Here is a 16,838-nt window from a genome sequence, read left to right on the forward strand (position 1 = left end):
CGCAGATATAGTTTTGCGGGGCCATTGTCCAATTTACGCAGTGTCAAACATGGTGGCTGGGGCCGATTCCGGGTTCAGGAAGACGCTTCTCGGCCACGAAATCCGCACCACGGCCCCTTCGCCGAGGCCGCTCGAATTGCGAAAGTCGAGCGTGGCGCCCGAACGTTCGAGCAATGTCTTGGCGATAAACAGGCCGAGCCCGAGGCCGCCTCCGGCTTCCGTGCCCTGGCGTGTCGACATGTAGGGCTCACCGATGCGGTCGATGATCTCGGGCGGGAAACCCGGGCCGTCATCGGTGATCGAGAAGGAGACCGTCGCCTCGTCCCAGCTCCAGCGCACGGTGACGCTCTTGCGGGCGAAATCGACGGCGTTCTCGACCAGATTGCCGAGACCATAGATGACGCCGGGATTGCGGCGCCCGACCGGCTCCGGCCCGGTCCGCTCGCCAGGGCGAAGCTTGATCGAGATGCCGAAGTCGCGATGTGGCGCGGTCACCTCCTCGACCAGCGAGGTCAGCGGCAGGCGGGACAGATGTGCTTCGCCCTCCGACGACAGGCTGGTCAGGCGCTTGAGGATTTCACGGCAGCGCTCGCTCTGAGAGCGCAGCAGCTTCACATCTTCCCCGTATTTCGGATCGCTGCCGAGCGCCTTTTCCATCTCCTTGGCGACGAGCGTGATGGTGGCGAGCGGGGTGCCGAGTTCGTGCGCCGCCGCCGCCGCCAGCCCGTCGAGCGCGGAAAGGTGCTGTTCGCGCTGCAGCACCAGTTCCGTGGCGGCGAGCGCGTTGGCCAATAGCCGGGCTTCGGCGGCCACCCGGAAGGCGTACATGGCGGTGAAGGCAATGGAGGACAGCACCGCCATCCACATGCCGGCGACATAGATGAAGGGCATCACCAGGGGCGCGCCTTCGTACCAGGGCAGCGGCAGATGGCGAAAAACCAGCAAGGTCGCCGCGATCATCACCAGCCCGCCGAGGATGGCGGTGAGGCGAAGGGGCAGCGACGTCGCCGAAATGACGACGGGTACGGTCATCAGCAGCGAGAACGGATTGGTCAGGCCGCCGGTCATGTAGAGCAGGCCGGCAAGCTGCAGGCTGTCGAAGACCAGGATGCCGAAGGCGGCGAACGGGGTGAGCCGGTGCGCGGCCGGAAAGCGAAAGGCCAGAAACAGGTTCATCCAGGCCGAACAGGCGATGAGGGCAAAACACAGACTGACCGGCAGCGGAAACTTCAGGCCGTAGGCGACGACGAGCACGGTCACGCTCTGGCCGACAATGGCCAGCCAGCGCAGCCGGATCAGCGTGTTGAGGCGCAGTCGCTGGCTTTGCTGGAAGTCGGGCGTGTTCAGGATGTTGATCATGGCCATGGATTACAGCCGCAAACCAGCAAAGGCTAGGTCCCGCGCGGCTTGGCGCGGGCGGTGGCGGCGGCGAGCAATGGGTTTTCCGGCCAGACATGCTTGGGATAGCGGCCGCGCATGTCGGCGCGCACATCGGTCCAGGAGCCGCGCCAGAAGCCAGGCAGGTCTCGCGTCGTCTGGATCGGCCGGTGCGCCGGCGACAACAGTTCAAGCGTCAAGGGGACGGTGCCGTTGGCGATCGACGGATGGCGGTCGAGGCCGAACAATTCTTGCACGCGCACCGCCAGAACCGGCCATTCGCCGTCATAGCGGATCGGCACATGGCTGCCCGACGGGGCATCGAAATGAGTCGGCGCCAGTGCTTCGATCTTGCGTTGCAGGTCATGCGGCACGAGCGACGCCAGCCCGGCCAGGACAGTTCCGGGATCGATGGCGGCCAGGGAGGCCGCACCGGACAGGAAAGGCAGCAGCCAGTCGTCGAGGCGCGCGATGAGCGCTTCATCCGACATGTCGGGCCAGGGCGCGCCCAAGCCCTTGTGCAGCCAGGACAGCCGGTGGCGCAGCGTCTGCGCCTCCTTGCTCCAGGTCAGGAGGGAAAGTCCGTGCTCGCGCAAGGCCTCGATGATGGCGCGGTCGGCCTCGGCGCCGGCCGGCGGCGGCAACATGCGTTCGGCGAGCGTGATGGCGCCAAGGCGCACGGTTTCGCGCACCCGCACGGCGCGCCTGTCGCGATCGAAACTCGTCTGCCGGCGCGTTTCGATCCTGCCGCCAAGTGCTGCCCGGATGTCCTCCTCACTGCTTGCCGCAGCCGCCGTAATGCGGGCATTCTGCGCCTTGCCCTGCAGGTCCGCGACGACCAGAAACGGCTCGCCCGCCAGCGGGTCGCCGGCGTCGAGCATGGCGCCGGAACCGTTGGCCAGCACGAAACGGCCGCGCTCGCCGCGCGCCTTGGCGACGCGATCCGGCCAGGCGTGGATGAGCAGGGTTCCGGCTGGAACAGCTCCGCTGGTCTTCGCACCGCCTACATGCCTGGCCAGGCGCTCGGCAAGCTGGCGCGCCGACGTGGCACGCGGCGATCTTTCCGTGCGAAAGCGCATCAGTCGCCGTTCGAGGTCGGCACCGTCACCGCCAAGGCCACGCTCGGTCAGCAGCACGGCAAGCATGGCCGCCTCACCACCATGACCGCTGCTGGCCGCCTCGGCGACCATATGCGCCAGCCGGACCGGCAGAGCGAGCTTGCGCATCGCAGCGCCGGCGTCCGTCAGCCGCCCTGCTTCATCGACGGCCCCAAGCGCCCGCAACAGCGCCCGTGCTTCATTGAGCGCGGGAGCCGGCGGCGGATCGAGGAAAGCAAGACTGACTGGATCAGCGACACCGAAGGCGGCGCAGTCGAGCAGCAGACCCGACAGGTCCGCCTCGAGGATTTCCGGGGGTGTGAAGGCGGGAAGTGCCGCCGTCTGCTCGGCACGCCACAGCCGGATAGCGACGCCCGCCTGCGTGCGGCCGGCGCGGCCGGCGCGCTGATCGGCGGAGGCCTTGCTGACACGCACGGTTTCCAATCTGGTCAGTCCGCTGGCCGGCTCATAGCGCGGCAGCCGCGACAGGCCGGAATCGATGACGACGCGCACGCCGTCGATGGTGATGGAGGTCTCGGCGATGGAGGTCGCCAGCACCACCTTGCGGCGGCCTGGCGGCGCCGGCTTGATCGCCGCATCCTGCGCCTTGCCGTCGAGCTGGCCGTAGAGGGGGACGATATCGATGTCGGCGCCGACCTTGCCGGCCAGCCGCTCAGCGGTGCGCTCGATCTCGCGCTGGCCGGGTAGGAAGGCAAGCACGCTGCCGCTCTCGTCGGCAAGGGCGGCGCGGATCGCCTTGGCCATGGCGTCCTCGATCGGGATGCCGGCCGGCCGCTCGTCGTATCTGACATCGACGGGGAAGGCGCGGCCCTCGCTTTCGATCACCGGCGCGCCCGACAGGAGTTTCGCGACCCGTGCGCCGTCGAGCGTTGCCGACATCACCAGCAGACGCAGATCCGGCCGCAGCGCGCCTTGCACATCGAGGGCGAGAGCGAGACCGAAATCGCCGTCGAGCGAGCGCTCGTGGAATTCGTCGAAAATGACGGCCGAAACGCCGGGCAGTTCAGGGTCGTCGAGGATCATGCGCGCCAGCACGCCCTCGGTGACGACCAGGATTTTCGTCCGCGCCGAGGTGCGGTTTTCCATGCGCATGGCGTAGCCGATGGTAGCGCCGGGCTCTTCCCCCAGCAACTCGGCCATGCGGCGCGCTGCGGCGCGGGCGGCGAGCCGGCGCGGTTCGAGCAAGACGATCTTGCCCGTGCCCAGCCAGGGCGCATCGAGCAGCGCCAACGGCACCAGCGTGGTCTTGCCGGCACCGGGTGGCGCGACCAGCACGGCGCTGTTGCCAGAGCCGAGCGCCTCGCTCAGCGCCGGCAGCACGGCGGATACCGGAAGTTCCGGCAAGGGTTTGGTCGTCATTACGCCCGCATATCAGCGGTCGCGGGCGCCGCGCAACTTTATCGCACCAGGGCCTGGTTAGAGCCGTGCGCGGGAAAACGGATTCCAGCGCACCGTGCCCAGCCGCACTTCCTCGCGCACCATGGTCAGCAGGCCCGATCCGCCGACGACGGCGAGGCCGACAAGCGACAGCCAGTCCGGATATTCCTGGAAGAACAGCGCGCCGAGGATGACCGCCCAGACGATCTGCGAATAATGCGTCGGCGCAATCCGGTTGGCCGGAGCGTATTTGGCGGCCAGCAACTGCAGCAATTGTCCACAGGCGGTGAAGGCGCCCGCCATCACCAGCCATGCCAGCTGTTTTCCATCCGGGACGGTGAAGGAGGTCGCGGCGGCACCGATGCCGTTGAACAGCAGCCCATAGCCGATCAGCACGCCGAGCATGGTCGTGCGTTTTTCCTGCTGCGCCAGCGACCGCATCAGGATGACGTTGGTGGCGGCGAGGAAAGCGATGGTGAAAGCGGCAAGGTGACCAAGGTGCAGCTCGCGAAAGCCCGGCCTGACAACCAGCATGACGCCGGCAAAGCCGGCGACCACCGCCAGCCAGCGCCAGGGCCCGACCTTCTCCTTGAGGATCACGGTGGACAGAATGGTGACGCAGAGCGGCGCCAGAAAGATAAGTGCATAGGTCTCGGCCAGCGGAATGGTGGTGAAAGCATAGACGCTGAGCACGCCCGACGCGATGCCGGCCCAGGCCCGCACCTGCACCGCCCAGGGACGTTTGGCGCGCCAGAAATCACGCCAGCGCTCGTTGGCCGGCCGGCTGAAGAAGAGGAAGCAGCCGGCAAACAATGTCGAGAAGAAGCCGATCTCGAACACCGTGAATTGGCCGCCCAGGCTCTTGATAACGGCATCGCTGCCCGAATAGCTTGCATAGGCGATCAGGGCGAGCAGGATTCCGTTCGGCACGTTTTTCATTTCCGGGGAGAGAGAGTTGAAAATACTGGCACTCGGTGCCCATCCAGACGACATCGAGATCTTCATGTTCGGTACGATGGCCGCCTATGCCGCGCAAGGCGCAGAACTCACTTTTGCCGTGGCTACCGATGGTGCCAGGGGCGGCAAGAGCGATCCCGCTGTTCTGGCTCGTTTCCGGCGCGAGGAGGCAATGGCCGCGGCCGCGCTGCTCGGGGCGGCAGCCCGCTTCCTCGACTTTCCCGATGGCGGGCTGGTGGCCGACGCCGCGCTGATCGATGCACTGAAAACACTGATCAGCGAGATCGGGCCGGACCTGGCGATCACGCACGCGCCCAACGACTATCATGCCGACCACCGCGCGCTGTCGGACGGCGTGCGCATCGCTGCTTCGTTCGGGGTTCCGGTGCTGCATGCCGATACGATGGGCGGCACCGGATTCTCGCCGACGCACTATGTCGATATTTCCGCCCATGCCGACATCAAGGCCAACGCGATCCGCATGCACCAGTCGCAGGACCCGGACCGCTTCGTTGACATTGCACTGACGCAAAACCTTTTTCGCTCGGGCCAGTGCAACGGCGCGCAAGGTTCGCTGGCCGAAGCCTTCCGCTTCGAGCCGACGTTTCCCTTCGGCGACATCCGCGCGCTGCTGCCGCCGGCGCCACCGATCCGGACGGTGATGGTGAGCACCAAGCAGGTCGACTGAACCCGCGGACGATCGGCCAGGGGTATCCCGTTCCGCGCTCGTCCGCCTGATGCCCGGCGCTTTTCCCAACATTTTCAGAGACCGGCTTCTGCATGTTGCGGCGCAGCAACGAATTCGCTTGCGTTGTTTAGTAAAAATTGCATCACTAAACAAATTACTAAACATCCGCGATGCGACGACGCCGCCATGTTTGGGCCTCTGAGGAGAGAGGTTGAGGGATCTTGAGACCGTCATCCGGACGTGTTTCGCAAATGGGAGGAAGGCATGAAATCGAGCTTGAAACTGGCGTTGGGACTGACCTCGGCGATCGCAGCGTCGACAGCCGTCTCGAGTGCCGCGCACGCTGAAGACCTGACGCTATGCTGGGCCGCCTGGGACCCGGCCAACGCGCTGGTCGAACTGTCCAAGGATTTCACCAAGGAAACCGGCATCGGCATGAAATTCGAGTTCGTGCCGTGGACCAACTACGCCGATCGTTTCCTCAATGAGTTGAACTCGCATGGCAAGCTCTGCGACCTGATCATCGGCGACAGCCAATGGATCGGCGGCGCGGCCGAGAACGGCCATTACGTCAAGCTGAACGACTTCTTCGACAAGGAGAAGATCAGCATGGACGACTTCGTGCCGGCGACCGTCGTCGGCTATTCGGAATGGCCGAAGAACACGCCCAACTACTGGGCGCTGCCGGCCATGGGCGACGTCGTCGGCTGGACCTACCGCAAGGACTGGTTCTCCAAGCCCGAACTGCAGAAGGAATTCAAGGAGAAGTATGGCTGGGACCTCGGCCCGCCGGCCACTTTCGACCAGTTGAAGCAGATCGCCGAATTCTTCCAGAAGCGGCAGGTCGACGGCAAGACGGTCTATGGCGCCTCGATCTACACCGAGCGCGGCTCGGAAGGCATCACCATGGGCGCCATGGACGTGCTCTACAGCTACGGCTTCCAATACGAGAACCCGAAGAAGCCCTACGAGATGGAAGGCTTCGTCAATTCGCCAGACGCCGTCAAAGGCCTGGAATTCTACAAGGCGCTCTACGATTGCTGCACCCCTCCGGGCGCCTCGAACAGCTACATGGGCGAAGGCGTCGATGCCTTCAAATCCGGCCAGGTGGCGATGCACATGAACTTCGCCTTCACATGGCCGGGCCTGCAGAAGGACGAGAATGTCGGCGGCGACAAGATCGGCTATTTCGTCAATCCCAAGGGTCCCGGCGGCGCCCAGTTCGCCCAGCTCGGCGGCCAGGGCATCTCCGTGGTGTCCTATTCCGACAAGCAGGAATCGGCGCTGAAATACATCAAGTGGTTCGCCAACAAGGACGTGCAGGCCAAATGGTGGTCGCTCGGCGGCTATTCCTGCCTGAACGCGGTGGTGAAGGATCCGAAATTCCCGGCCAGCCAGCCCTATGCGCAAACCTTCCTCGACTCGATGGCGATCGTGAAGGACTTCTGGGCCGAGCCGAGCTACGCGCCGCTGCTGCAAGCCTCGCAGAAGCGCTTCCATGACTATGTCGTCGCCGGCCAGGGTTCGGCCAAGGATGCGCTCGACGGGCTGGTCAAGGACTGGACGCAGGTCTTCCAGGACGACGGCAAGATGTAGCCGCGACAACCGCAAGGCTCCTCCCGAGCCATGACCCCGCGTCCCGTGCCGCCCTTGGCACGGGACGCGGTTCAGATAAATTCCATGACAGAGACGAACGAAGTGACCGAAGCAGGACTGACCATGCTCAATCGGACCGCGGAGACCGTTGCCCGGGCGACCCCGGAACCGTTGGCCCGCAAGGTCCGGGGCATCAGCGACAAGGGCCTCGCCTGGCTGTTCATCTCGCCGACGATCCTGTTGCTGCTCGCCATCAACATCTTCCCGCTGTTCTGGGCGATCTACCTGTCGTTCACCAATTTTCGCGCGAACCGGCCAAACGAGGTGGTGAAGAACCTCGGCTTCGCCAATTACCAGCGCATCCTTGGCGACCAGGACATCTGGATCGCCATGCAGACGACGGCGCATTTCGTGTTCTGGACCATCCTCTTGCAGACGCTGATCGGCTTCACGCTGGCCTGGCTGATCGACCGCAAGTTTCGCGGCCACGCTTTCTGGACGACGCTGATCCTGGTGCCGATGATGCTGTCGCCGGCGGTGGTCGGTAATTTCTGGCGCTTCCTCTACGAGCCGCAGATCGGCCTGTTTTCCTATGTCATCTCGTTCGTGTCGGGCATTCCGCCGACAAGCATCCAGATGCTTTCCAACGTCTCGCTGGCGCCGTGGTCGATCATCATCGTCGATACCTGGATGTGGACGCCCTACGTGATGCTGATCTGCCTCGCGGGCCTGCGCTCGATCCCCGAATATATTTATGAAGCGGCCGAGGTCGACCGCGCCTCCAACTGGCGGCAGTTCTGGTCGATCACGCTGCCGATGGCGCTGCCCTTCATCATGCTGGCGGTGCTGTTTCGCGGCATCGAGAACTTCAAGATGTTCGACATGGTCAACCTGCTCACCGGCGGCGGGCCGGGCTCGACCACCGAAGTCGCCTCGATCACGCTGAAACGGCAGGCCTTCGAGAGCTGGCGTACCGGCTATTCCTCTGCCTTCGCCATCATCCTGTTCGTCGCGGTGTTCGGTCTCGCCAACATCTACGTCAAGGCGCTCAACAAGGTGAAGCAGAGATGAGCCTGACCACAGCCCATTCGGTCGTCGCGCCCTCGTCGAATTCGAAGCGCATCGCCGGCGCCATCATCATCGCCTACGCGTTGATCTCGATCGTGCCGCTCTTGTGGATCTTCGCCACCAGCTTCAAGACGCCGCCGGATTCGATCGCCTATCCGCCCAAGATCGTGTTCCAGCCGAGCATCGAGGGCTACTGCAACCTGTTCACGACGCGCACCAGGCAGACGCCTGAATATATCAACTCGCTCGGACCGGCGACGGGCTTCTGCGACGAGACCGTGCGCAAGCGCAACATGGTGATCGCCGGACCATCCAACTTCCTGCCGCGCTTCACCAATTCGCTGATCATCGCCTTCGGCTCGACCTTCTGCGCCGTCTTTCTCGGCACATTGTCGGCCTACGGCTTCTCGCGCTTCAAGGTGCCGCTCGCCGACGACCTTCTGTTCTTCATCCTGTCGACACGCTTCATGCCGCCGATCGCGGTCGCCATTCCCATCTACCTGATGTACCGCGAGCTTGGCCTGTCGGACACCGCCCTCGGCATGATCCTGCTCTACACGGCGGTCAACGTGTCGCTCGCGGTGTGGCTGCTCAAGGGCTTCATCGACGAGATTCCGCGCGAATATGAGGAGGCGGCGATGATCGACGGCTACACGCGGCTGCAGGCCTTCTGGCGCACCGTGCTGCCGCAGGCGACCACCGGCATTGCCGCCACGGCGATCTTCTGCCTGATCTTCGCCTGGAACGAATATGCCTTCGCCGCACTGCTGACTTCCGGCACGGCACAAACAGCGCCGCCCTTCATCCCGACCATCATAGGCGAAGGCGGCCAGGACTGGCCGGCCGTGGCGGCCGGCACGACGATCTTCCTGGTGCCGATCCTGGTCTTCACCATCCTGCTCCGCAAGCAATTGCTGCGCGGCATCACCTTCGGTGCGGTGCGCAAATGATTAGTGTGGGAATAAGTCGCCCCCCACTCTGTCGAGCTTCGCTCGACACCTCTCCCCCGATCGACGGGGTAGAGGAAGGGCGCGAACTTGATTCAGCCAGGCTCCCTTCCTCTCCCTCCGGAGGGGGGAGAGGTGGCGCTGCGGAGCAGCGACGGAGTGGGGGAACCACCTGGCAACCATCTCTGCCTTTGAACGGGGAAAAGGGAGGAAGCTACGCATGAGGCGCCCCGCCATCTCCAGGAAATCGCGCTGGCCCCGCTGGGCCAGGCGCGGGTTGATGGAAAACATTGCCACGGCGCTGATCGCCATCGGCTTCCTGATGCTGTTCCAGCCCTTCACGCTGTCGCTCTATACCTATTCCTTCATCACCATGCTCGCCGGCACGGTGATGTTCATCATCGTCTCGAAGTTCCCGGAATAATCATGGCCGAAATTCGCGTACAGCATCTGAGAAAGGCCTTCGGCGATTTCGTCGCCGTCCAGGATTCCAACTTCGTCGTCGAGGACGGCGAGTTCTTCGTCATGCTGGGGCCATCGGGCTGCGGCAAGACGACGACACTGAGAATGATCGCCGGGCTCGAACTGCCGACCGGTGGCCAGATCCTGCTCGGCGGCGACGACGTCACCATGCTCAGGGCCCGCGAGCGCGACATCGCCTTCGTCTTCCAGCTGTTCGCGCTCTATCCGCACATGAATGTGCGCAAGAACATCGGCTTCCCACTTTTGGCGCAAGGCATGCCCTCGGCCGAGATCCGCACAAGGGTCGAGGAGACGGCGAAGCTTCTGCGCATCGACCATCTGCTCAACAAATCCGTATCCGGCCTTGCCGGCGGCGACCGCCAGCGCGTCGCGCTCGGCCGCGCCATCGTGAGGCGGCCGAAATGCTTCCTGATGGACGAGCCACTCGGCACGCTCGACACTGAATTCCGTGACCTAATGGTCCATGAGCTGCGCGAACTGCACAACCGCATCCACGCGACGACCGTGTACGTCACACATGACCAGATGGAAGCGATGTCGATGGCCGACAAGATCGCGGTGATGAACCACGGCGTCATCGAGCAGTTCGGCACGCCCCGCGAGATCTACGACCGCCCCGCTACCATGTTCGTGGCCGACTTCATCGGCTCGCCGCCGATGAATTTTTTGAAATTTGGCGGTGGACTCACAAAAGGCGCTAAGGAGGTGGTCGTACAAGGGGCGACAGTGGCAGTGCCAGAGGTGCGCGAGGACGTAGCACCTGCCGACATGGCGCTCGGCATTCGCCCCGAACACATCCGCTTCGACGATGCATCCAAGCTGCGCGGCGCCATCTACGGCACCGAATATCTCGGCACCACCCAGATCGTCGCGGTGGAAACGGCGGACGGCATCATCAAGGCGCGGGTGCCGGCCGAAATCCGGCTCAATGCTGGCGACCATGTCGGCCTCACACTGAACGGCGCGCGGCTGTCGCTGTTCGAAAAAGGCTCCGGGCGCGCGGTGAGAACGGCAATCCACGACACAGCGTCGTTGGGGAGAGCGCAGCATGGCTGACGTGCACATCAAAGGCGTGACCAAAAGCTTCGGCGACCATGTCGCCGTCAGCGGGCTCGACCTGCATATATCGGACGGCGAATTCGTCGTGCTCTTGGGGCCGACCGGCGCCGGCAAGACGACCACACTGCGGCTGATTGCAGGGCTGGAACGGCCGGATGCAGGTACGATCGAGATCGGCGGCCACAATGCCACGACCCTGTCACCGGCCGAGCGCGACACAGCCTTCGTCTTCCAGCAATATTCGCTCTATCCGCATCTGTCGGTGTTCGACAATCTCGCCTTCCCACTGCGCTCGCCGGCGCGGAAAATACCGGAAGACCAAATCCGCCGCCGGGTCGAGGAGGTCGCGAAGATGGTGCGCATCCATCACAAGCTTTCCAACCGTTCGACCAAATTGTCGGGCGGCGAAATGCAGCGTGTCGCCATCGGCCGCGCGCTGGTGCGCAAGCCTTCCATCTACCTGATGGACGAGCCGCTGTCGTCGCTCGACGCCAAGCTGCGCGCGGATCTCAGGCTCGAATTGAAGCGCATCCAGTCCGAGCTCGGTGCCACCATGCTCTACGTCACGCACGACCAGATCGAGGCGATGACCATGGCCGATCGCATCGGCATCCTCGCCGACGGCGTGCTGGTACAGATCGGTTCACCACGAACCATTTATTCGGAACCGGCAAATCTGCATGTCGCTGCAAGGCTCGGCCAGCCGGCGATCAATCTTTTGCCGACGGGGCTACTTCCCGATGGCGGCGCGCCGGCCGGCACCAGGACAATCGGCGCGCGCACCGAGCACCTGGCGATCGAGAAGGCCGTGAATGGCCATGCTGATGGCGTCGTCGACTGGGTCGAGCATCTCGGCGACCAGAACCATCTGCACGTGACGGTGGGGCCGAAGAAGCTGGTGACGCTGACCGACCCCGACACCGATCTGGCGCAAGGCGACAAGGTGGTGATCCGCTACCGCTCGCCGCTCTATTTCGGCGCCGACGGACAACGATTGATGTGAGCGGCTTCGGCGCCCCCGCCAAGGCGACGCCGGCTTCCGATTGAGATTGCGAATACGGGACGAATTCGATGAAGCACTTTTTCAACCGCAGGGAAACGATCGTCACCGAGGCCCTGGACGGCCTGTTGCGCACCATTGGCTCAGGCGACCTCGCGCGCCTCGACGGGTATCCCGAGATCAAGGTCGTGCTGCGCGCCGATTGGGACAAGTCCAAGGTTGCCGTCGTCTCCGGCGGCGGCGCCGGGCACGAGCCGTCGCATGCCGGCTTCGTCGGCAAAGGCATGCTGACGGCGGCGGTCTCGGGCGAGATCTTCGCCTCGCCGAGCGTCGAAGCGGTGCTGGCGGCCATTCGCGCGGTCACCGGACCAGCCGGTTGCCTGCTGATCGTCAAGAACTACACCGGCGACCGGCTCAATTTCGGCCTCGCTGCCGAGAAGGCGCGCGCCGAAGGTTTTGCCGTCGAGATGGTGATCGTCGCCGACGACATCGCGCTGCCCGACATCGCCCAGCCGCGCGGCGTTGCCGGCACATTATTCGTGCACAAGATATCAGGCCACCTGTCGGAAGCCGGCAAGGACCTGGTATCCGTCGCGGCGGCCGCGCGTGCGGCGGCAAAGGATATCATCTCGCTCGGAATGTCGTTGTCGTCCTGCTCCATTCCCGGCCAGCTGCACGAGGACAGGTTTGGCGAAAACGATGGCGAGCTCGGCCTCGGCATCCACGGTGAGCCGGGCGTCGAGCGCATCGCGGTGCAGAGTGCCGACAAGCTGGTGGCTGTCATGGCGGAGCGCCTCGCGGGGCGGCTCGACACGAAGGCCGATCATGCCTTGCTGATCAACAATCTCGGCTCCGTGCCGCCGCTCGAAATGTCGCTGGTTGCCAATGCGGTGCTTGCCTCACCGCTGGCAAAGACAGTGAAGTTCACAACCGGTCCCGGATCGTTGATGACGGCACTCAACATGAACGGGTTCTCGCTGTCGCTGATCCGGCTCGATGCGGCACGCGAGGCCGCCTTGCTGGCGCCGGTCGGCCCGCACGCCTGGATGCCCGCCAAGCCGCTCGTTGCGCCCGCTGTCGTACCGATGGCGAAAGCAGCCGGACAAAGCGCGGCACACAGGGCCAGCCAGGATGCCGGCACCAGGCGCTTGATCGTCACGGTCTGCGAGAAGCTGATTTCGCTCGAAGCGGCATTGAACGGACTGGACGCCAAGGCGGGCGACGGCGACACCGGCTCGACGGTGGCGACCGGCGCACGAAGCGTTCTTGATCGGCTCGACACGCTGCCGCTTGCCGACCCCGCGGCGACCCTAGGTGCAGTGGGCGACATATTGAGCGCATCGATGGGCGGCTCCAGCGGGGTGCTGCTGTCGATCTTTTTCACGGCGGCCGGACGGGCCCTGGACGCTGGCGCCAGTGTGCCCAAGGCCCTGCTCGCCGGGCTTGAACGCATGACCTTCTACGGTGGCGCCAAACCCGGCGATCGCACCATGGTCGATGCGCTGGAGCCGGCCTTGAAGGCCCTCGACGGCAACGGCCTTGGCGACGCGGCGACAGCAGCCCGGCGCGGTGCGGAGGCCACCGCGGCCATGGAGAAGGCAAAAGCCGGGCGGTCCGCCTATGTCGGTGCCGGATTGCAGGGCGTGGTCGATCCGGGTGCTCATGCCGTGGCAGAGGTGTTCGCGGCCGCCGCCACACTGCTTGTCACGGCCTGACGCATGCACCAGTTGTCGAACGACCGCTCTTTCGCTACTGCCGGCAAGGTGCAAACCGGGAATTCGGGCGACATGACGGCGCTGGACCTTTCGAGGCTTATCACGGCCGCCGCGGATGCGATTGCCGCGCACGCCGAGGAACTGACCGCGCTCGACCAGGCGATCGGCGACGGCGACCACGGGCTGAACATGAAGCGCGGCTTCGACGCCGTACGGGCCGAGGCCGACGTGTTCGCCGCGAAGCCGTTGCCGGACGCCCTGAAGGCAATTGGCACCAAGCTGGTGATGACGGTGGGCGGCGCTTCCGGCCCGTTGTTCGGCACGCTGTTCATGGCGCTCGGCAAGGAGATTTCGGTTGAACCCGACCGCGCCGATCTGACGGCTGCCTTCGGCAAGGCGATCGAAGCGGTGGCCGCGCGCGGCAAGTCGCAGGTAGGACAAAAAACCATGCTCGATGTGCTGCGGCCGGTGCATGACGCCTTGGCCGGGGAAAGGACGGCGGCTGAAATAGCCAACGTCGCCGACGCCGCGGCCGAAGCCACCGTGCCTATGAAGGCACTGCGCGGCCGCGCCTCGTTCCTCGGAGACCGCTCGATCGGCCATATGGATGCCGGCGCGCGCTCGACCGCGCTGCTGGTGCGCACGCTGGCGCAAATCATCGGGGGCAAAGCATGAGCAATGTCGGGATTGTGATCGTGTCGCATTCGCCGCTGGTCGCCGAGGGCACGGCCGACATGGTACGCCAAATGGTCGGCGACGAGGTGCCGCTTGCGTGGTGCGGCGGAAACGGCCATGGCGGGCTCGGCACCAATGTCGAGGCGATCATGGGCGCCATCGACAAGGCCTGGTCGGACGCCGGCGTCGCCATTCTTGTCGATCTCGGCGGCGCCGAGACCAATTCGGAAATGGCGGTGGAATTGATCGGCGAGCCGCGTGCGCACAAAATCATCGTCTGCAACGCGCCGATCGTCGAGGGCGCGGTGATGGCGGCGACCGAGGCATCCGGCGGCGCCTCGCTCCGGGAAGTGGTGGCGACGGCGCACGAATTGTCGCCGTCGTGAGCGAATGGGATTTTTGAACACATGTCCGCAACCGCCGAAGCGACCGTCCTGATCACCCACGATGTGGGCCTGCACGCGCGTCCTTCGGTGAAGTTCACCAAGCTCGCCAAGAGCTTTGCCGCCGAGGTGGAGATTGCACTCGCCGCCAACGGCCCATGGTTCGATGCAAAAAGCATCGTCAAGGTGATGGCGGCCAAGGCGCCGAAGGGCACGGTGCTGCACATCAGGGCCAATGGCGATGGTGCCGATGATGCTATCCGGGCGCTGGTCGAACTGGTGCAGCGCGATTTCGACGAGGACGCCGGCCATGTCCGCTCGGCTTGAGGCCGATCCGCGCCTGCGCTCACCCGCTGGGAACGCGTGCCATGCGTATTGAGGGTGTTCCTGCCTCGGCCGGCTATGCCGAGGGACCTCTGTTCGACCTCGGCCAGCCCGCGGGCATTTACGTTAGCAAGGCAAGCTCCGTCGAGGAGAGGACGTCCCTGCAGGCCGCGATCGGCAAGGCGGTGAACCGGCTCGTGGCCATGGTCGGAACCGCCGAGAAAGATGCGGCCGACATACTCGAATTCCACATCGCCATGCTGGAAGACGACGCGCTGAGCGGGCCGGCCTTCGCATCGATCGCTTCCGGAACACCCGCCGACACGGCCTGGCGGCAGGCGCTCGATGCCGAGATCGCCGGCTACGAGGCTTCGGACCAGGATTATTTCCGCGCCCGCGCCACGGACCTTCGGGATATCAGGGACCAGGTGCTGCGTGCCCTGACCGAGGACAGTGACCAAGCCGCGCCGTCCGGCGCCATCCTCTACGGCGAGGACATCGCGCCGACGCGCTTTCTCGAAACCGACTGGAGCCATGGCGGCGGCATCGCTCTGAAGGCAGGCAGCACCGCCAGCCATGTCGCCATGTTGGCGCGCTCGCGTGGCGTGCCGATGGTCGTGGGCCTGCGCGAGCCGCTCACCGCCGTTGCCGACATGGCACTGCTCGACGCGGAGCACGGCAATATCGTCCTGGCGCCCTCGCCGGCCGAGATCGGCTCGTTCCGGCAGTCATCCTCTTCCTTCACCGCCGGCCAGGGTGAGGCACGGACTTTTCTGGCGCGGCCGGCCATGACAAAAACCGGCACGGCGGTGCGCGTACAGGTCAACATCGCCGATCCTGGGGATGTCGATGCCCTCGACATCGCGACCTGCGACGGCGTCGGCCTGATGCGCACCGAATTCCTGTTCGGCAAGACGCTGCCGGATGAGGAGACGCAGTATCGTGCCTATCGCAAGGTGCTGGAATGGGCCGGCGAAAAACCGGTGACGATCCGTACCGTCGATGCCGGCGGCGACAAGCCGGTGCCAGGCTTCACCGTCGAGGAAGGCAATCCATTCCTTGGCCTGCGCGGCATCAGGCTGTCGCTGGCCAGGCCCGATATATTCCGGATTCAAATCAGGGCATTGCTGCGCGCCGCGCCACACGGCAATCTCAAAATCATGTTTCCGATGATCGCCACATCAGCAGAGTATGAAAGCGCCGCCGCCTTGTTCGCCGAGGAGCGGGTAGCCCTTGCCGCGCGCGGCATCGCGCACAAGATGCCGCCGCTCGGCATCATGGTCGAAGTACCTTCGGTGGCCATCGCGCCGGAGGCGTTTACCGGCGTCGCTTTCCTGTCGATCGGTTCCAACGATCTGACGCAATATGTGATGGCGGCCGCCCGCGACAATGCCGCTGTGGCACACCTGAATTCAGTCCGCCATCCTGCGGTGTTGAGGCTGATCGCCTCGGTCGCGGCCTTTGGACGGGAGACCGGGATCGCCGTCAGCCTGTGCGGCGATGCCGGCGGCGACCCCGCCTCGATTCCCTCTCTGCTGGAAGCCGGTCTGCGCGATCTTTCCGTGGCGCCGGCGCAACTCGCCATGGCCAAGGCGGCCATAGCCGACGTTCCGGTCTAGGCACGGCAGGCATGGCCGACATCAAACCCGAACCCGGTTCCGAAGAAGCGATCCGCGCCTACAAGACGATCCTGTCGCAAGTCATCGACCAGCGGCCGTCCGGCATGCGCCAGCGGCTCGCCGATGCGCTTGGCAAGCACCGCAGCTTCGTCACGCAGATTTCGAGCCCGAGCTACTCGATTCCCATTCCGTCGAAACATCTGCCGGCCATCTTTTCCGTCTGCCATTTCAGCCAGGCCGAGCGGGACCAGTTTCTTGCCGCCTATCACCAGGCACATCCCGGGAAGATCTCGGTCGCCGCGGGCGCGCGCAAGACAAGGCACGTTTCGCTCATCGTGCCGGATTTCGGCGACGACAAGCAGAATGCGGCGCTCGACCGAGCGATCAACGAATTCATCCAGAAGGTCACCAGCATCACCGGCAAGAGCGGCTGAACGACCCTTGATGCTGGC

Annotated in this window: 16 protein-coding genes; 13 read left to right on the forward strand and 3 right to left on the reverse strand. The window is 64.7% G+C overall.

What is annotated here, in order from left to right; all coding sequences use genetic code 11:
- Positions 1–33: 33 nt before the first annotated feature.
- Genes FJ950_RS02775 through FJ950_RS02785 form a run of 3 tightly spaced genes read right to left on the reverse strand, consistent with a single transcriptional unit; the run spans position 34 to position 4,802 of the window.
- Entirely contained in the window at positions 34–1,365 is a 1,332-nt protein-coding gene (locus FJ950_RS02775) for an ActS/PrrB/RegB family redox-sensitive histidine kinase (protein ID WP_140614913.1), read from the reverse strand.
- A gap of 26 nt (positions 1,366–1,391) precedes the next feature.
- The gene (gene hrpB / locus FJ950_RS02780; RefSeq protein WP_140614914.1) at positions 1,392–3,854 is read right to left on the reverse strand and encodes an ATP-dependent helicase HrpB; all 2,463 of its coding nucleotides are present in this window, start codon (positions 3,852–3,854) and stop codon (positions 1,392–1,394) included.
- A gap of 57 nt (positions 3,855–3,911) precedes the next feature.
- Positions 3,912–4,802, reverse strand: coding sequence for a DMT family transporter (locus FJ950_RS02785; protein ID WP_140614915.1), 891 nt, complete (start codon positions 4,800–4,802; stop codon positions 3,912–3,914).
- Between the two features lie 25 nt (positions 4,803–4,827).
- On the opposite strand from FJ950_RS02785, the gene FJ950_RS02790 reads away from it, so the two are divergent.
- The 13 genes from FJ950_RS02790 to FJ950_RS02850 all read left to right on the forward strand — a co-directional run bounded on the left by FJ950_RS02790 (position 4,828) and on the right by FJ950_RS02850 (position 16,820).
- Positions 4,828–5,517, forward strand: coding sequence for a PIG-L deacetylase family protein (locus tag FJ950_RS02790; protein WP_140614916.1), 690 nt, complete (start codon positions 4,828–4,830; stop codon positions 5,515–5,517).
- A gap of 264 nt (positions 5,518–5,781) precedes the next feature.
- On the forward strand, positions 5,782–7,113 hold the full coding sequence (locus FJ950_RS02795; RefSeq protein WP_015314190.1) for an extracellular solute-binding protein: 1,332 nt from the start codon (positions 5,782–5,784) through the stop codon (positions 7,111–7,113).
- 123 nt (positions 7,114–7,236) lie between these two features.
- The gene (locus FJ950_RS02800; protein WP_041163577.1) at positions 7,237–8,184 is read left to right on the forward strand and encodes a sugar ABC transporter permease; all 948 of its coding nucleotides are present in this window, start codon (positions 7,237–7,239) and stop codon (positions 8,182–8,184) included.
- On the forward strand, positions 8,181–9,131 hold the full coding sequence (locus FJ950_RS02805; RefSeq protein ID WP_140614917.1) for a carbohydrate ABC transporter permease: 951 nt from the start codon (positions 8,181–8,183) through the stop codon (positions 9,129–9,131). Before FJ950_RS02800 ends, FJ950_RS02805 begins: the two co-directional genes overlap by 4 nt.
- A 217-nt stretch (positions 9,132–9,348) precedes the next feature.
- Positions 9,349–9,552: a hypothetical protein gene (locus tag FJ950_RS02810; RefSeq protein WP_140614918.1), complete on the forward strand. Its 204-nt coding sequence runs from the start codon at positions 9,349–9,351 to the stop codon at positions 9,550–9,552.
- Between the two features lie 2 nt (positions 9,553–9,554).
- The gene (locus tag FJ950_RS02815; RefSeq protein WP_140614919.1) at positions 9,555–10,667 is read left to right on the forward strand and encodes an ABC transporter ATP-binding protein; all 1,113 of its coding nucleotides are present in this window, start codon (positions 9,555–9,557) and stop codon (positions 10,665–10,667) included.
- Positions 10,660–11,673 (forward strand): ABC transporter ATP-binding protein, encoded by a 1,014-nt coding sequence (locus FJ950_RS02820; protein ID WP_140614920.1) that lies wholly within the window; start codon positions 10,660–10,662, stop codon positions 11,671–11,673. Before FJ950_RS02815 ends, FJ950_RS02820 begins: the two co-directional genes overlap by 8 nt.
- A gap of 68 nt (positions 11,674–11,741) precedes the next feature.
- A complete protein-coding gene (locus FJ950_RS02825) occupies positions 11,742–13,385 on the forward strand; it encodes a dihydroxyacetone kinase subunit DhaK (protein ID WP_140614921.1) in 1,644 nt (547 codons plus the stop codon).
- Positions 13,386–13,457: 72 nt separating this feature from the next.
- Positions 13,458–14,060, forward strand: coding sequence for a dihydroxyacetone kinase subunit DhaL (gene dhaL, locus FJ950_RS02830; protein ID WP_140614922.1), 603 nt, complete (start codon positions 13,458–13,460; stop codon positions 14,058–14,060).
- Positions 14,057–14,446 (forward strand): dihydroxyacetone kinase phosphoryl donor subunit DhaM, encoded by a 390-nt coding sequence (dhaM, locus tag FJ950_RS02835; protein ID WP_015314198.1) that lies wholly within the window; start codon positions 14,057–14,059, stop codon positions 14,444–14,446. Before dhaL ends, dhaM begins: the two co-directional genes overlap by 4 nt.
- A 21-nt stretch (positions 14,447–14,467) precedes the next feature.
- The gene (locus tag FJ950_RS02840; RefSeq protein WP_015314199.1) at positions 14,468–14,770 is read left to right on the forward strand and encodes an HPr family phosphocarrier protein; all 303 of its coding nucleotides are present in this window, start codon (positions 14,468–14,470) and stop codon (positions 14,768–14,770) included.
- Between the two features lie 41 nt (positions 14,771–14,811).
- Positions 14,812–16,386, forward strand: a complete 1,575-nt coding sequence (ptsP, locus tag FJ950_RS02845) for a phosphoenolpyruvate--protein phosphotransferase (RefSeq protein ID WP_140614923.1) — start codon at positions 14,812–14,814, stop codon at positions 16,384–16,386.
- A gap of 11 nt (positions 16,387–16,397) precedes the next feature.
- Positions 16,398–16,820: a hypothetical protein gene (locus FJ950_RS02850; protein WP_015314201.1), complete on the forward strand. Its 423-nt coding sequence runs from the start codon at positions 16,398–16,400 to the stop codon at positions 16,818–16,820.
- Positions 16,821–16,838 lie beyond the last annotated feature (18 nt).

Source organism: Mesorhizobium sp. B2-3-14 (assembly GCF_006442175.1).
Classification (GTDB): Bacteria; Pseudomonadota; Alphaproteobacteria; order Rhizobiales; family Rhizobiaceae; genus Mesorhizobium; species Mesorhizobium australicum.

Excerpts from the sequence above, each read along its gene's own strand:
- FJ950_RS02820 (WP_140614920.1), top strand. The coding sequence starts at position 10,660 with ATGGCTGACGTGCACATCAAAGGCGTGACCAAAAGCTTCGGCGACCAT.
- dhaM (WP_015314198.1), top strand. The coding sequence starts at position 14,057 with ATGAGCAATGTCGGGATTGTGATCGTGTCGCATTCGCCGCTGGTCGCC.
- FJ950_RS02805 (WP_140614917.1), top strand. The coding sequence starts at position 8,181 with ATGAGCCTGACCACAGCCCATTCGGTCGTCGCGCCCTCGTCGAATTCG.
- ptsP (WP_140614923.1), top strand. The coding sequence starts at position 14,812 with ATGCGTATTGAGGGTGTTCCTGCCTCGGCCGGCTATGCCGAGGGACCT.
- FJ950_RS02800 (WP_041163577.1), top strand. The coding sequence starts at position 7,237 with ATGCTCAATCGGACCGCGGAGACCGTTGCCCGGGCGACCCCGGAACCG.
- FJ950_RS02775 (WP_140614913.1), bottom strand. The coding sequence starts at position 1,365 with ATGGCCATGATCAACATCCTGAACACGCCCGACTTCCAGCAAAGCCAG.
- FJ950_RS02795 (WP_015314190.1), top strand. The coding sequence starts at position 5,782 with ATGAAATCGAGCTTGAAACTGGCGTTGGGACTGACCTCGGCGATCGCA.
- FJ950_RS02815 (WP_140614919.1), top strand. The coding sequence starts at position 9,555 with ATGGCCGAAATTCGCGTACAGCATCTGAGAAAGGCCTTCGGCGATTTC.
- FJ950_RS02840 (WP_015314199.1), top strand. The coding sequence starts at position 14,468 with ATGTCCGCAACCGCCGAAGCGACCGTCCTGATCACCCACGATGTGGGC.
- FJ950_RS02850 (WP_015314201.1), top strand. The coding sequence starts at position 16,398 with ATGGCCGACATCAAACCCGAACCCGGTTCCGAAGAAGCGATCCGCGCC.
- FJ950_RS02825 (WP_140614921.1), top strand. The coding sequence starts at position 11,742 with ATGAAGCACTTTTTCAACCGCAGGGAAACGATCGTCACCGAGGCCCTG.
- hrpB (WP_140614914.1), bottom strand. The coding sequence starts at position 3,854 with ATGACGACCAAACCCTTGCCGGAACTTCCGGTATCCGCCGTGCTGCCG.
- dhaL (WP_140614922.1), top strand. The coding sequence starts at position 13,458 with ATGACGGCGCTGGACCTTTCGAGGCTTATCACGGCCGCCGCGGATGCG.
- FJ950_RS02810 (WP_140614918.1), top strand. The coding sequence starts at position 9,349 with ATGAGGCGCCCCGCCATCTCCAGGAAATCGCGCTGGCCCCGCTGGGCC.